Here is a 12,614-nt window from a genome sequence, read left to right as displayed (position 1 = left end):
CGCGGTCCCGTTCGCGCCAATGGGCGCGAACGGTCGGGGCAATTCGGAGGATTTACTGCTGGATCGTGGTCGAGGTCTCGGGAGGCGGCCCATTCACCGTCGCTCTAAATGTCTGACGAGGGTCGAGGCTCCCGGCGGTATCCTTAAGTCCGCTGCCGAGGGCGCTGATGAAACCACCCTCTGGGCCGCCGGTAACGGTACCGGCCTCGGGTTTCTTCGGTCCCGTGGTCGCGGCCACAAAGTCGCCGTTGGGATGACTAACAACTTGAACGCCTGGTGCACCTCCAACACTTTTGACGCCGCCACCGGATATGGTCACGGAGCCACCAGGTAGGGTCACCGAATGGCTTGGGTCACCATTGGAGACCGTGACGGTGCCTGATTTGTTGGATGTCACCGTCAACCCGGACGCAGAATTTGGTATGTAGAGCTTGATCTTGCCATTGGATACGACCGCGGGGGAACCCGGCGCGCCGGCCACTGGACCTCTCGGAGGGTTGCCACCATGGGTAATTGGCACGCCTGTCGTTGGTGGGTTCGTGGTGGCCACTGGCCCCCTGGGAGAGTTGTCGCCCTGGATAACGGTCCCGCTGGCGCCCGTACCGGTGATCTTGCCTTTGCCTTTATCCTTTTTGTTGCTCTCGTTGAAATGCCTGGCTTGAGGAGCCGTTGAGCGATCGACGTTCCCGCTTCGCTTCCCGTTATGCTCTTGATGATCGCTATGGTCCTGATGACCGTTGTTTCGGGCCAAAGCGGCTTCCGACGCCAGGATCATCCCGGCCCCAAGCGAAGCAGCGAGCATCAGCGTGGGAATCGTCTTGATCGTGCGCATTTCAATCTCCGGTTCGTTTTAGTGGGTTACAAGACACCATCGAAATGTTGCGTGCGACATCGTCCGCACCAACCCGCCTGATAATCGCAAGCTCTTTCGCCCGCGGTATGGTCGATCGTTAAGCCCCCTTCAATGAACCGGAGTTGGATAGACTGTCGTCCTCCGATTGCATGATCCTCGGTGCACATGAAATTGAACCAGGGCTTTCCCAACAGCTCGGTTCGATACTTGGCGAGGGTGCCTTTGCTGTTGTCTGCCGCTCGGCCTGCTCAGCCTTGCTAAGCTTCGGTGGTCGCGTGGTACGGCTTTCGATCGCGTCGTGACCGGCAGGAAGAACTTCTCCCGCCTCGACGGCCCGCACTTGCAGAGTAGGCGCGCCGGCTTGTCCGACTTTGTTCTTGAACGAGGGCGGCGCGTTGGGGGATATTCACGCTCCAGCCGCCGTTTGCCTGATGCGGCTGGCCCCGGAAGGTCAAGCGATCTCGAAGGTGCCATCGCGCGGGCCAATCCAAAGAATGCGTGCCCTGTTGAGCGTCCGTTCAAATGATCCCATAGGAACTGGGTTTTCGCGCTCCTATCGACACCGCGAGAATTTCAGGCACGCCCAGGCGCAACAGCGCGGGGCTGGACTTCTCTTGCTTCGGGTATCATCCCGAACTTGAATCGCTTTATGAAAAACGGACGCAAGGCGCGAGTAACACGCAATGGCGGAGGACAAAGCTCCCCACCGCTCCTTTTTTAATTTTAAGCAGCACGCTGTAGCTTGCAAAAGCCGAGCCCGACGAGGAGGCTTCTCGCCATACATGTGCGCGGCATGGGGTGCGTCCTCCAAACGCACGACAATGCGACGGCATGCATCGGCTGGATCCATGCCCGGTCAACACCAGCCGCGGCGACCCGACGGGATCCTGCCGCGAGCCCCGCCTCAGAAGGCGACGCGCACGCCGCCTCTCGCGGTGCCGCTGCGGCTCTGGTCGGACATTGTGATGCCCTCGATCGCGCCGAACACCGCGACGTTCAGGCTGGTGTGGTAGTCGAAGCCGGCGCCGGCCACCGCGCCTACCGTGCTGCCCTTGCCGGGGGTCGCGAAGGTGAGGTTCTGCCCGATCAAGACCGCGTTGATGCTGGCGTCGCCGACGCGCTGCTGCGCGATCACACCGCCATGCACATTGGCCTTGAAAACGTGCTCGCCGCCGAAGAAGCTCGTCAGGCGGGCGACCTCGAGTTCGCCGCGCTCCTCGAAATTCTGCAGGGTACGGCTGCCGATCGACAGGGTCTGCGCCGAGCCGGTCTCGCTATAGCCATCGAAGAAGCCGGCGATGTAGCGCACCCGCGCGCTCGGCGTCAGCAGATAGCCGTGGCCGAGGTCGAGGCGATAGCCGTAGGCCACTTCCGGGCTGACGAACCAGCCGTTCGAGCTTGCGGTGGCATGTTCCAGCGTACCGAGAACGTTGTTCTGCACCAGCCGGTTCGACTTGTTGCGGGCGCTGCCACCCTGCACGGTGACATCGAGAAAGGTATTCGCCCATTCCAACCGGCTGTAGCCGCCGGCGAACACGTAATCGGTGTCGACCTTCTGCGAGCTCAAGTCGACCGAGAGCGTCCCGGCGCCGCCGCCGGCGAACACGCCGACGAGCCAGCTCGGCTGCAGCCTGCGGTCGATGCCGATGGCGCCGCCGAACGCGGTCGAGGTCGAGCGCAGGGTGTTCGCAGCCTCGTCCTGGTCGCGCCGCCCTCCGAAGGCGCTGCTCCACACCGTCACCGGCGCCGCGCTCCAACTTGCCGCCGGGGCCTTGCTGAACATCTGTGCCCTGGCGGATGCGGCGTCGTCCATGGCGTAGCTCATCATCGTCAGGTTGGCACCTCCGGTCGGCGACACGCCGTTGAGCCGGCCCTGCACCAGCGAGGACACGTTGCCGGTGAAATCCATCAGCGTGCGGTCGGTCTGCGCCAGCGCGGTGGGATCGAGCGCGGCGACCTGGGCGCCGGCTGTCACGGTCGGCTGGCTGCCAACCGCGCCGCTGACAGCGGCGACGGTGGCGTTGAACACGCCTTCGAAGTTGACGAGCTGGGCCTTGACGGCATTGACCACGGCGCTGGCGCTGAGCGACAGCGACGACACCCCGCGCGCCAGCAGGGTCGGCTCAGCGGCCTCCACATTGACGACGTCGCCGGTGCCGTTACCCATGTCGATCAGGCCGATGATCCTCGAGGTCGGCTTCAGCGTCAGCGTGTCGTTGGCCGCGGTCAGCTGGATCGCGATGCCGGTCGCGCCCGCCGTGCTGGCGATGGTGCCGCCATTGATGATGGTGCTGCCGCCGAATGTCGCGTTGGTGGCCTGGACGCCGATATTGCCCGAGATGGCGCCGAAGTTCGTCAGGTCCAGGCGGCCGGCGGTAACACCGGCGTGTCCCGCGCCCGATCCGCCGGTGATCGCGCCGCCGACATCGTTGGTCACCGTGGCGAAGCCGGCGGTGATGCCAGACACCCCACCCGAGATGGTGCCGCCGCTCGCGTTCGTCACGTCGACGTTGCCACCGTTAATGCCAAAGCCAGTCGTCCCCATAATGGTGCCGGCGTTGGTTACCGTCAGGTTGTTCACTGCCATGCCCTGAACCCCGCCCGAGATGGTGCCGCCGACGTGATTGGTCACCGTGGCGGTAATGGCCTGGATGCCGATGCCGTTAGCGCCCGCCGCTTGAATGGTTCCGGAGTTGTCGATGGTGGCAGTCTTGCCGACCGCGACGGCCTGGATGCCAAACGCATCGCCCAGGATTCTGCCGCCGACAAAGTTCGCCACCGTGGCGTTGCCCCCAGCGCTGATTGCGGTGCTGCCCGAGATAGTGCCGGAATTGTTCACGTTGGCAGTTCTGTCGGCCAGGACGCCGAACGATCCGCCCGAGATGGTGCCGGTGTTCGTGACTAATTCAACCGTGCCGGTCGTGTTGGCATCCGCGCCAACGACGCCAGCGAAATCACCCGAGATTGTGCCGGAATTGTTGACGTTGGCGATCCCGCTCTGAATGGCGATCCCGCCGCTTCCTAACGCGAGGATTTGGCCAGCGTTGTTCACCGTGGTGGAGGCCGCAGCAAAGATCGCTGTGCCGCCCGCATCGTCCTCTTTAATAGTTCCAGCGTTGTTCACGTTAGCTGTAAGAGCGGCCGAAATGCCGAACGTGCCGCCCTGGATGGTGCCACTGTTTGCGGTCACGTTGACTGCGTCAGCGGAGATGCCGAACGATCCGCCCTGGATGGTGCCGGCATTCGCGGTCACCGTGACGGTGTTGCCGTTGATGCCTCTCGAGCCGCCCGAGATGGTGCCGGTGTTGGCGGTGACGATGACGCTGCCGTCGCTAACAATAGCGGCGTTAGCTACGCCCAAGATATTGCCGGCATTGTTAACGGTGACGATCCCATCGGCCTGTACACCGTTCACCCCGCCCGAAACGGTGCCGCTGTTGACCACTGTTGCCGCCGCGACGCCTACAATGCCTACCTGCGTGCCCGAAATGGTGCCGGCGTTGGCGGTGACATTGACGACGTTGCCAGAAATGCCATCGCCGTTCACGCCGTTGCCCGAGATGGTGCCGGTGCCGTTGCTGACCGTTATGTCATGGTCGGCTTTGATGCCGGCCTTCGTGCCCTTGATAATGCCGAGGCCGGAGTTGCCGCTCGCATCGATGGTCGCGCTGGCCGCCGTGGTGTGAATGCCGGCGCCGGTGGCTGCGTCCGTGCCCGAGATAGTGTTGCTATTGTTGATGGTACTTGTGCCACCGCCGGAGATCAGGATGCCGGCCGCCCCGCCTGTAGTGGTGCCGGTGTTCGCCGTCACATTGACGGTCCTGCCAACGATGCCGACCCCATTCGCCGCCGTTCCCTCGATCAAGCCGCCATTGTTCACCGTCACGGTGCCGGCCCGGATGCCGAACAACACGCCCGAGATGGCGCCGGAATTGGAGTTCACGTTGATGGTGATGCCGCTGATGGCGCCGCCGTTGGCGCCCGGTCCGAGGACCTGGCCGGCATTGTCGAGGTTGAGCGTGCCAACGGTGATGCCGTTATTGCCCGTAATGACGCCGCCACTGGTGTTGGACACGGTGGCGGCGTCTCCGGTGATGCCAGCAGCCCCCGTGCCTTCGATCCTGCCGTCATTGTTGAATGTTGCCGGGCCCAACGTTGAATCGTTGCTGAACTTCACCCCGAAAGAATCGCCCGTCACCGTCGCGCCGGTCGCGATATTGTAGGTGTTGCCGCTGTCGTTAATGGTGCCGTAGCCGGTAATGCTGTCCTGCTGGTTGGTGACCGTGCCCGTGCAGGTGATGATGGCGCCGTTGGCCGGCGCCGCCGGCGTACACGCCGCCTCGGCGCGCCCGATTGCCGCGATAGAAGCGGAGGCCAGCGCCAGCGCCAAGACCTGGCCTTGCCCAAACCGGCGCCGCGCACGATGCGGTTGCGCAACACCATCCAGAACCGTCCGCTTCATTTCGATTTCCCCAATTCGATCGTGTCGATTCGCCAACATTGCGTCTCGACGCATCTACCGTAGCCGCGGCCGGCACTTCCCGCGTCCGTCGAACGGAGGAGGCGGCGCGGCGCAGGACTCGAACGGTATGGAGGGCAGCGACGGAAGACTTGGACGGGTGCGACCGTGACCAGGACCAAAACGAAATCTGATGGACTGCGCGGCGCCAGCCGCAAATTGCTCTTCGAGCGCTGTGATTCATGGAACGAACATCAGCGCTGACTATATTTGCCAGAAAGCCGGTCCACCGATCATTCCCAGCAGTTCTCAACCCTCCAAGTGAGGCCTTGGTCGGCGCCAACATCGCGAAGGGCGCGCGCAAGGCGACCCTTCAGTAAGTTGTGATGGGGGCCTGCCATACCCGTGGGTAGTGCATTCGACCGCTGATATCGGAGTCCTTGCCGTCCGAGAGGCGCCACGCTGCCACTCCGAAACACAGGGCCATCATCAGGGCCGTCGCTAGTAGCAGCTCAGTTAAAAACTGGCTCACGCCTACCCCCGCAACCAGAGCATTGCGGGACAGCGTGCATGGCGCGCCGATTCGGAAAACGCAGCGCCGCTGACCTAAAGCGCGTTGTCCCCAGCCCGTCAGTAGTCGCCGAAAGCGCTCATAAGCCCGATGGCTACGGGGAGGAGCGCGAGGCAAACGACAACGGGCGTGTTGGAGTAGAGGGCGGCAACAAGGATCCAAGCGCCGAAGCAGGCAATTCCAGCTGAGATCGCGAAGGCGATCGCTTTTTCCATGGGCGCCCCGCACGCAAGGCAGAGACGAGGTTGCCACTAGGACTCCCGGAGAGCCAACACGTTCCTAAGCGCCCAAGCCGTCCGGGCGCGGGTTGGAGCGCAGATTAGCCCCCGGCTTCGCCTTCAGCCCGATCTCCCAGCCGGCGCTCGCCATCGATCGCACCTGACCGCGCAAGCTGCCCGGCCATCTGTCGACTCAGCGGGAGTCCGGCGTGACGCCTTCTGGGGAGCTGTGGAAATGAGGTCCGCGATCGTAGCCGGGGTTAATCACGGCATGACGCACAGTGAGTTAGCGGCGGCGCTGGCGACGACACCAACAGCCGCCCTTTTTTGGCCGGCCGTTTATTCCGGCCTAACGCTCGAGTGAGAACAAGTCGTCACGAGCAGCACGGTTCTGCTGCATTGCCACTCGGGTTCGTTGTCGCATAGAGGTAAAGCCCGCAGCGGGGCCGCGCTTGAATGGCAAGACCGGGACAGTGATTGCTGCTATCATCCGAAGAGTCTCCGGATCGTCTTGGACGGGTCAAAATCACCGATAACTCTTCACGTCACGTATCTTGTCGTCGTGAACAAGTGACCCTCGCTCACCGGACTTTCGACGCGTCCCAAGCGCCCCTGTGAGCGCGCTATGATGAACCCTCGACGCTGCCCCCACATAAGGCGAATCCGTCGACGCATCCGAACCTCAGCCGCAGCGACGAGTTCAGCCTCAGCCATGGGATTCCTTCCGCCGCGAACTCGGCCCAAGATCGCAGCAAGATTGCAGAAAGCCCGCTCTCTCGCTTTCCTTCCTCAGTCATGTCTATCGCGCCCGTCGCCCGCGGAGGTCTGTCCCTCAGCCTTCGGGGTTCGGGCTATGGCAGCTTCAAACACCGCGATACGACGATCAAGTTGCCATAACTCGATGTCGTTGACGTCAACCAGCTGCTGAACGCATTCTCTTGCTTCCTGCTCGTCGGCGCACTGCAGATTGGCCACGCTTATAACATGGCGGTGCTGATCCAAAAGGTAAGCTCGGTAGTGTGCCATTCGCACCCCCAGGAAGAAGCAGTACTCCCTGGTGCAAAGGGGGACCACAGAATTTGATGCTCGCGTGTTCACGCTTGATGTCTATCCCTTTCAAGGTTGCTTTGACGGATGAGGACAACAGCGTCGGAATATTGCAATGAGCCGATCCTGCCGCCAAGCTCCGTCTCTTGGCCACGAAGATTGCGTTCGATCATCGCTCCGGTGACCACGTCACCGTCGGCGCCCAGCACGTGCTCAATATCGAGGATCTCAAGCACAGCGACGCGCCAAAACTCTGCACGATGATGCGTGACCACCACGTAGGCCGCGGCGGCGTTCGACGCCTCCAAGGTGGAAGAGTAAGGGTTCCTTCCGTAGTTCTCCGGCCGTGAACATAGTTCCGCCTCTTCGGCTGGGTTAAGAACGCAGGGACAGTTCAGGGATGAGCTCACAAGAAAAGACGATGTGACGCGCAGGCTGCATCTCATCCCTGCGAAGCTTCGTAGGCTGCGCTGCGCGGATCACTCTCACTTGGGTGACATTGCATTTGATACGGAGCACCCAAATGGATTCCACGCTGGACGACAAACTCACGGAAGGGCCGTTTGCGAGCTTGGAGGAACAGCTTTCCAACCTGGCGCGCGAAGCGAGGGTCACGCATTCGGACCCGCCGACCAGCATTGAGGCGTTTGGTCCTCCGCCGCCAACGATTCATGAGTTGGCGGATTGGCGCTACCTGGCTTTCGTCGGTTCTCTGTTGGCGGCATCCATCGGTGTTGTTGCCTGGTGGTGGTCGTCCTCCGCTCAAACGGAAGCGATGGCCCCCTCAGACCCAGCACCCCTGACACAGGCCTCGCCGAATGCGTCCGACTTTGCGCAGCAGCTCCAACCGATAGCGCATGATCTCGCTGCCTTGAGGCAGGCGGTCGCGCAGCTCGAGATGAGGCAAGGACAATTGGTCCGCGACAATGAGAATGTCGCAAGCCAGCTCAAGGCGAGCCGGGCAGAAATGGTACGCAACAACGATATCATCGACCAGATCAGGGCGACGCAAATACGGGTAGAGCGCGAAAGCGAAACGGTTACCGAGCGGCTCAACGCAAATCAGGAACAACTGGCCCGCGTCATCGCCAAGGCTTCGGAGCCAAAGGTGATGCCTGAAGAGCTAAAGGTGATGCCTGAAGAATCACAGGTGAACCCCGAAGAGCCAAAGGTGACGCCCGAAATACCAGTGCCGCGTCCGCGGCGTCCGACCAATGTCGCTCAAACGCAGAAGCCGGCGCCAACCCCGGCGCGGCCGCAAGTCAAAAAACCGCAACCGTCATCGGCATGGCCATGGTCTGTACGCTAGTGCCCTGACGTAGCTGCTTCCTGCCCTGCTTCCTCCGCGCCTGATACTGGCGCAGCCCGCACCCTTGGCGAAGGACGCGATGCTTAGACCGCCGCGCTTCGTCCTCACCAGGAGGGTAGCTCTTCGCGCGAAGAGACCTAATGACCGGAGAAGCTTATTTGCCGTCGTTCCATATGTCGGTGGTGAGCTTCCAGTCGTTTCCGACCTTTTCCCAAACGACGACATATTTCCCGGTCACCTCCTGCGGTGTTGGTCCCTTGGTCTTCAGAGTGAAGGTCCCGATTTCGCGTGCCGCGGAAGGGCCAAGCGGCCTGACGTCGGCGGTTGTGAGCCTTGGATCGCCAACCTGGTCGGCCATGCCTTTCCACATTGCCTCGATGGCCGCACGGCCGTGTACCATCGCAGAACCGGGCGGGAGGGCGATCGCATCGGTGCTGTAGAGTGAGGCAATCCCAGAGAAGTCGCCCTTGTTGAACAATTCAATCCATCTCGCGTTGATCGCTTCAATCTCGGCCTTCTGAGCCGAAGCCGGCGCGGTCAACGAGATCACGAATGCAACCACCAGTGCTGTGCTGCGCATGATCATCTCCCATTTTCGATCTTGACCTCGAAGTGGATGCCGCATCTCAGACCGCGTTTGGCGCAACAGCAATTCCGGGGGCCTCCTCTGAGTTACAAACGAGATTCGGGTTCGCTCGTCGAGTTCGCCTGCTCCAGGGCCGCTACCCTCTCGCGCTCAACCTCCTTCTCAATTGTCGCTAGTGAGTTACCCATCCTGCCTCCGATCCTCGCGAGATCGCTGGCGAGATACTGAGACGTCTTCTTACGGAAGCATTCCTAGTTCCACACCTCATCAATCGCGCAACAGCATCGCCTCCCGAACGGTTCGGCTCGAGCTTAAGACGGAAACGAGTCCCAGCGCCATCAGCAACATGCCAAGCCAGTTTGCTCTCCAGCCCCGCCCGTCATCGCCCGCCTCGGCAATAGGAAAGGCGACGGGTGAGGCCGGAGTCACGGAGACGGCAACCGCGTCGCTGGCGGCCGGCGCGGCTGCCAGAAGCGTCTCCACGTCCACCTGGCGCTGGGTGGGGTGGCTAGGGGTGAGCTGATCGGTCGCGCGGGCGGCGACGGGTGCCGATGGGACGAGGGCCGCGGCCCCGATAGCAACCACGGGATCGGCATCAACCACCGTTAGCTTGGACGCGGGCAGCATCGGTTGAGATGTCGCCGGTGCGGAGCGCAGCAGCTCCGCACGCGCATCCACGAGCGCCTCCTTGCGCCACGCGGACTCGTTCTCAGCGGGAGCGGCGACACGATCCTTTGCGGCGTGATGATGAGCCGGCTTCTTCACCGTCGCGATCCCCTCGGCCGCCAGAAACCAGCACCTGCGTTGGCCGTCCAGACGATAGACCCAGTGCTGACCGTCCGCCGTCAACTTGCCGGGTCGCCGCAGGCACTCCCTTTCTACGGAAGCGGTCGCAGTGGCCGTCTGGGGCGCGACATTGAAGAAGTCTGCAAACGGATTCGAAGACGCGGGCGCCGTTGAAAGTCCTGCGAGAAGAACAAAAGCGCCGAAGCAAAATCGCAAATGACCGGACATGAAAAACCCCGGTGTTGCGCCCACCCGGCATGACCCTTGGCTGCGACCTGGGTCACAATGCGGCTCAAATCCGGCAATGCGGTGGATTCATTCCGGCCCGGAAACGAGATCCGCGCCAGTGAGCAAGTGCTTGCAGCAGTGCGAAAGGCATCCACCATCGCGCGCGGTGCCGGCGAGGCCTGGTTCGTGCCCACCCTTCCGAGATCGCCGCGGCGTTTACCGCGTCCCGGAAACTGGAACTCCCTATGGTATTACCCATGCGCATTTTGCAATTGTGCAGCGTGGCACTGGGATCTAACTCTTCAATCATCCTGAGAGACAAAAATTAGCCTCGCGGTTGCGTGTGGTTGGAGTTTTATTTTTGAGATTGAGAGCTTCCGCAGCTGAATTGGATTTCGGAGCGCGAGGCGTAGGCGGATTCAAACAAAGTTCGAGTTTGCCGCCCTATGACGCTCGAAATGCGATGCGGCGGATGGTTCGCGGCAGGCCGCAGTGACGCTTCCCAGCGGAACTGGTAACCGACTTCTGGCGGCCCTGGCGGCGGCGGACCTCGATCTGCTGGCACCCGAGCTAGAGATGGTTGCGCTCGATCGGGATGCGGTCGTCTCGCAGGCGGGTGACCGGACCGAGCACGTCCTCTTTCCTCACAGTGGCGCCATTTCTGTGATGATCGACATGGCCAACGGGCAGACGGTCGCCAGCGCCGCAATAGGGCGCGAGGGAGCAGTGGGCACTCTTTCCGTGCTGGGGCCGTCCCCTGCGGCCGTTACCGCCATCGTTCGTGCCGCGGGCATCGCCTCGCGGATCCCCGCATCGCGATTCCACACCGCTTTTAGCCGGAGCCCCGCGATCCGCCACGCAGTCCAGATTCACTTCAAGGCGATGCTGATACAGCTGCAAATCGGCGGGGCCTGCAATGCGCTGCATCCGGTCCAAGCCCGCATGGCACGCTGGCTGCTCCATCTTCGTGACCGCGTCGACCACGACGTCCTCCCACTCACCCAAGAGGCGCTTTCGCAAATACTGGGTGTGCGACGAACGACGGTGACGCTCCTGATGCGCAACCTGCGCGCTTCCGGCGCGATCAGATCTGAACGGCGAGGCGAAATCGAGATCGATCCATCGCGGCTCGCAGCGCTGGCGTGCGAATGCCACGATACCATGCGTCTCGAAATCGAAGGGATCTTCTCTCTGAATGCAGCCCTATCTCGCGCGTTGGTTCTGCCGACGCAGTAAATGAAACGGGCGATGCCGCAAACCATCGCGCTTTTCGGCCCGATCAACCGTTATCCCGGCCATGGACGATGTGGCTAATGTGCAACGGGCGCCTGGCTTCTCCACGGCAATGTCCGCAACCGAACAATCCCGCTCATGAGGTACGCGGTACTATCGGCGCGCCAAGTACTGGGGGCCTGTGGATGAACTTTTCAAACTCGAAAGATCAGACCTTATTGTCTCTTTGGGAAAGTGTGCGGCGACAAGTGTTGGCTGATCGCGCGAATGGCGGACGCTCCCGCGTTGTTGGTGACAATCTGCGCACCTATGCTGAATCGCTCCGTTCGGAGATGGATCGACGGGAGCTCAAGTACGCCTCCATCAATTCAACTGAATGAAACAGAGGGTGCTTCTGGGGTACACAGACGATGAGAGACATGCAGGAGCAGCTGGAGAACCTCCGCAACGATGCAGCCGACTGCAAATCGATCAGCGATCTGGCCACCGACCTGCAAAAGCGAGAGTTGTTCGCGAGGCTCGCCGATCATTTGAGCGTATTGGCTTCCGAGGTCGAGCGTGCCATTGCTGCGACAGCCCTTGGCACCGAATCGGAGCGATAAAAGGATGTGCCCCGACATCGATGATTGGGAACGAGCATGCGATGAGCGGTGAAGGAGGACATGGCTGCGGAGCGGCCTCGCGTGGGAGTGTGCAATCGCGCGCTCGCCTCGCCACCAGTCGGAACGCCTATCTGCCTGTGCAAGGCAATCAAGCTAATTTCGATCGTCAGCTGCGACCGCGGGTGGGCGTACAGCCCTGACCGTGCAGGATGTCCCCGGCCTACGCGCTTTATCACGAAGGCTGCGTCATGCTCATTCGCTATAGGACCGGCGTTGCCCTGTCTCGGCAGCCTCATTCGAGGCCAAGCAACGCCGCGCCCGCTCGATCTGGGCGCCGGTGGCCCCGTGGTTACGGGCATACATCTCAGCCAGCGCCGCCGAATACTTGGCAACGTAGTATTTGACCTCTGAGCAAGAAATCCGCTCTCCCGGTCTGTGCTGGCGCGCAGCATCGGCTTCAGAGCTCAGCGTCATCAGAAACAAGGCAGCAGCGCCAACCGCACGCGTGACAGTCATTGTGATCCCCCACAGCTACTAGGCTCGTTGCAGAGAGCAGGCCTGAATCGTCTCGATCGCGCAAATTAACAGTGGTGCGCTAGGGTCTGTTGAGATTCAGGATTCACAGATTGGAACGTCCGTGATTCAAGCTCCGAAAGGAGTTTTGGATGCAGCGATTCGTTTTGACGGACGCCCAGTGGGCGAAGATGCAGCCGCTTTGTTTG

The 12,614-nt window shown here is 61.8% G+C and carries 11 protein-coding genes; 4 read left to right on the top strand and 7 right to left on the bottom strand.

What is annotated here, in order from left to right; translation table 11 throughout:
- Nucleotides 1–52 precede the first annotated feature (52 nt).
- From QCM77_RS40115 to QCM77_RS40100, 4 genes are all read right to left on the bottom strand, one after another.
- Nucleotides 53–832, bottom strand: coding sequence for a hypothetical protein (locus QCM77_RS40115; RefSeq protein ID WP_280096481.1), 780 nt, complete (start codon nt 830–832; stop codon nt 53–55).
- 925 nt (nt 833–1,757) lie between these two features.
- A complete protein-coding gene (locus tag QCM77_RS40110; RefSeq protein ID WP_280096480.1) occupies nt 1,758–5,315 on the bottom strand; it encodes an autotransporter domain-containing protein in 3,558 nt (1,185 codons plus the stop codon).
- A gap of 627 nt (nt 5,316–5,942) precedes the next feature.
- Nucleotides 5,943–6,098, bottom strand: coding sequence for a hypothetical protein (locus QCM77_RS40105; RefSeq protein WP_279659340.1), 156 nt, complete (start codon nt 6,096–6,098; stop codon nt 5,943–5,945).
- Nucleotides 6,099–7,195: 1,097 nt separating this feature from the next.
- Nucleotides 7,196–7,456, bottom strand: a complete 261-nt coding sequence (locus QCM77_RS40100) for a hypothetical protein (protein WP_279659338.1) — start codon at nt 7,454–7,456, stop codon at nt 7,196–7,198.
- Between the two features lie 215 nt (nt 7,457–7,671).
- On the opposite strand from QCM77_RS40100, the gene QCM77_RS40095 reads away from it, so the two are divergent.
- Nucleotides 7,672–8,457, top strand: coding sequence for a hypothetical protein (locus QCM77_RS40095; protein WP_280096479.1), 786 nt, complete (start codon nt 7,672–7,674; stop codon nt 8,455–8,457).
- A gap of 154 nt (nt 8,458–8,611) precedes the next feature.
- Here QCM77_RS40095 and QCM77_RS40090 read toward each other — a convergent pair whose 3' ends face one another.
- Together QCM77_RS40090 and QCM77_RS40085 are read right to left on the bottom strand one after the other, a co-directional pair.
- On the bottom strand, nt 8,612–9,043 hold the full coding sequence (locus tag QCM77_RS40090; protein WP_280096478.1) for a YybH family protein: 432 nt from the start codon (nt 9,041–9,043) through the stop codon (nt 8,612–8,614).
- A gap of 267 nt (nt 9,044–9,310) precedes the next feature.
- Complete coding sequence (locus tag QCM77_RS40085) at nt 9,311–10,057, bottom strand: hypothetical protein (RefSeq protein WP_280096477.1); 747 nt, start codon at nt 10,055–10,057, stop codon at nt 9,311–9,313.
- A 492-nt stretch (nt 10,058–10,549) separates the two neighbouring features.
- Here QCM77_RS40085 and QCM77_RS40080 point away from each other — a divergent pair, with 492 nt between their 5' ends.
- The 3 genes from QCM77_RS40080 (at nt 10,550) to QCM77_RS40070 (ending at nt 11,892) form a co-directional block, all read left to right on the top strand.
- Nucleotides 10,550–11,293, top strand: coding sequence for a Crp/Fnr family transcriptional regulator (locus QCM77_RS40080; protein WP_280096476.1), 744 nt, complete (start codon nt 10,550–10,552; stop codon nt 11,291–11,293).
- Between the two features lie 182 nt (nt 11,294–11,475).
- Complete coding sequence (locus QCM77_RS40075; RefSeq protein WP_279659333.1) at nt 11,476–11,670, top strand: hypothetical protein; 195 nt, start codon at nt 11,476–11,478, stop codon at nt 11,668–11,670.
- A gap of 39 nt (nt 11,671–11,709) precedes the next feature.
- Nucleotides 11,710–11,892 carry a hypothetical protein gene (locus QCM77_RS40070; protein ID WP_279659332.1) on the top strand — a complete coding sequence of 61 codons (183 nt, stop codon included), beginning with the start codon at nt 11,710–11,712 and terminating at the stop codon, nt 11,890–11,892.
- A 252-nt stretch (nt 11,893–12,144) separates the two neighbouring features.
- Here the strand turns inward: QCM77_RS40070 and QCM77_RS40065 are convergent, their stop codons facing one another.
- Nucleotides 12,145–12,408, bottom strand: a complete 264-nt coding sequence (locus tag QCM77_RS40065) for a hypothetical protein (protein ID WP_279659331.1) — start codon at nt 12,406–12,408, stop codon at nt 12,145–12,147.
- Nucleotides 12,409–12,614: the final 206 nt, after the last annotated feature.

This window comes from Bradyrhizobium nivariense, assembly GCF_029846695.2.
In the GTDB taxonomy this organism is placed as follows: Bacteria; Pseudomonadota; Alphaproteobacteria; order Rhizobiales; family Xanthobacteraceae; genus Bradyrhizobium.
This window is presented reverse-complemented; position numbering and strand designations above follow the sequence as displayed.

What these genes read in the sequence shown, in the direction of transcription:
- QCM77_RS40090 (WP_280096478.1), bottom strand. Translation starts at nt 9,043, where the DNA reads ATGATCATGCGCAGCACAGCACTGGTGGTTGCATTCGTGATCTCGTTG.
- QCM77_RS40110 (WP_280096480.1), bottom strand. Translation starts at nt 5,315, where the DNA reads ATGAAGCGGACGGTTCTGGATGGTGTTGCGCAACCGCATCGTGCGCGG.
- QCM77_RS40105 (WP_279659340.1), bottom strand. Translation starts at nt 6,098, where the DNA reads ATGGAAAAAGCGATCGCCTTCGCGATCTCAGCTGGAATTGCCTGCTTC.
- QCM77_RS40095 (WP_280096479.1), top strand. Translation starts at nt 7,672, where the DNA reads ATGGATTCCACGCTGGACGACAAACTCACGGAAGGGCCGTTTGCGAGC.
- QCM77_RS40115 (WP_280096481.1), bottom strand. Translation starts at nt 832, where the DNA reads ATGCGCACGATCAAGACGATTCCCACGCTGATGCTCGCTGCTTCGCTT.
- QCM77_RS40085 (WP_280096477.1), bottom strand. Translation starts at nt 10,057, where the DNA reads ATGTCCGGTCATTTGCGATTTTGCTTCGGCGCTTTTGTTCTTCTCGCA.
- QCM77_RS40075 (WP_279659333.1), top strand. Translation starts at nt 11,476, where the DNA reads ATGAACTTTTCAAACTCGAAAGATCAGACCTTATTGTCTCTTTGGGAA.
- QCM77_RS40065 (WP_279659331.1), bottom strand. Translation starts at nt 12,408, where the DNA reads ATGACTGTCACGCGTGCGGTTGGCGCTGCTGCCTTGTTTCTGATGACG.
- QCM77_RS40070 (WP_279659332.1), top strand. Translation starts at nt 11,710, where the DNA reads ATGCAGGAGCAGCTGGAGAACCTCCGCAACGATGCAGCCGACTGCAAA.